General features: G+C 59.3%; 1 protein-coding gene. It reads left to right on the top strand.

Annotated features, from left to right (window positions below; genetic code table 11):
• Window positions 1–324: 324 nt before the first annotated feature.
• On the top strand, window positions 325–1,598 hold a 1,274-nt coding region (locus AC1DPR_RS31850; protein WP_477818007.1), incomplete at its 3' end, for a UvrD-helicase domain-containing protein.

The following is a 1,598-nucleotide window of genomic DNA, read 5'->3' as shown; positions in this document are numbered from 1 at the left end:
ATGGTGTGGAACGGCATCCGAGATATGACCGACGTGAATGAAGAAGTGACGCGGTTCCTGCGCAAGTTCCAGCCGCTGGGCCTGCGCAGCTTCACCACGCACCTGAAGCTGATGGAGACGGTACGGGCCGTCTAACGTGGCATGCAAGTGGAACTTGCAGGCAGTCGGGTCCCCTGGGGGCCTCCATCTGACAGCATGTTCCACTTGCTGCCACCGGAGCTTCTACCACATTCGTCCGCTTCCTCCCCAGTGAGGGAAGCCTTTCACCCAATCTGACAGTCACTGTCACAAGTCTCTCGCCCTCCAAACGCAGCAAGGTCCGTCATGTCTCTCACAGAGCTCCTCGAAAGGTTGAACCCGTCTCAGCGCGAGGTCGTTGAGGTGCGCGGCCACTGCGTGGCTGTCGCCGTGCCTGGCGCAGGCAAGACAGCCACTATTGCCGCCAAGGCCGCAGTTCTGTTGGCTGACCCCGATGTAACCGTCGGCGCGGTCACGTTCAGCAAGGATGCGGCAATCGAATTGCGGGACCGAATTCTCAGGCTGGCCGGTGCAAGCGCGAAGAAGCGCCTGACTGCTGGGACCTTCCACTCGCTGGCCTACAAACAACTTAGCAATGGAAGCGGCAAGTTAGCCGATATCGTCCACGACGGGGTCCGATTTGCCATCGTCAACCAGATCCTGATGGAATTCGGCATCGATTGGAAGATCGAGGATGCCATTGCCGCGATCGAGCGCGCGAAGATGGATCTTTCCGATCCCCAGCCGGGCACCGTGGAGTCGCAACTTTACGAGGCTTACCAAAGCGCCCTCGCTCGAAACGGCAAGATCGACTTCCAGGACATGCTGCGACTTTCCGTCGCGGGAATGCAGGAAGGCAGTATTAAGCCTTATCCGTTGACCTACCTTCTCGTGGACGAGTATCAGGATTGCGACGGTCTGCAGTCACGATGGACAGTGTTGCATGCGGCTGCGGGCTCTATAGCCACCGTCGTTGGCGACGACGACCAGTCGATCTATGGATTTCGTAGCGCGCTTGGCCAGCGAGGGATGGAAGCGTTCATGAAGACATTCGACGCCCGCCAAGTCGTTCTGGGAAAGAACTATCGGTCGCACGAGGAAATTCTTGCGTTGGCCGACAACCTTATCAGGAATAACAAGGATCGGATCCTAAAGGAACTCATCGCCCACCGTGGGCCTGGCGGCGCAGTACAGTTCCGGCGCCTGGACGACGAGTACAAGGAGGCGGTCGCCGCCGTCGAAGCGCTGACACCGATTTTGCGCGCCGGAAAGACTGCCGCCGTACTTGCACGGACGAACCGCATTCTTGATCCGTTGGAAGCGGTGTGCCGGTCGCAAGGGGTCAAGTACTACCGCGCCGCCGGCCGCTCCATCCTTGATCGCCCCGAGGCGGCATTGATGGGCGACTTGTTGGAACTGATCGCAAAATCGAAGTCCTCCGGTCACGACGCGCTGCTGGGCTTCGCTGGCATCGGGTCATACGAGTTGCAGCTATTGCACGGACACACTGACAAGAGAGCTAAAAACGCCATACCGCGCAGGAACGACCTAGTCGCGGCTGGCATCGCTGAGTCGACTGC

It is taken from the genome of Rhizobium sp. 01T417 (assembly GCF_056398905.1).
Note: the sequence above shows the minus strand (reverse complement) of the source record. Positions and strands in the feature narration are given on the sequence as shown.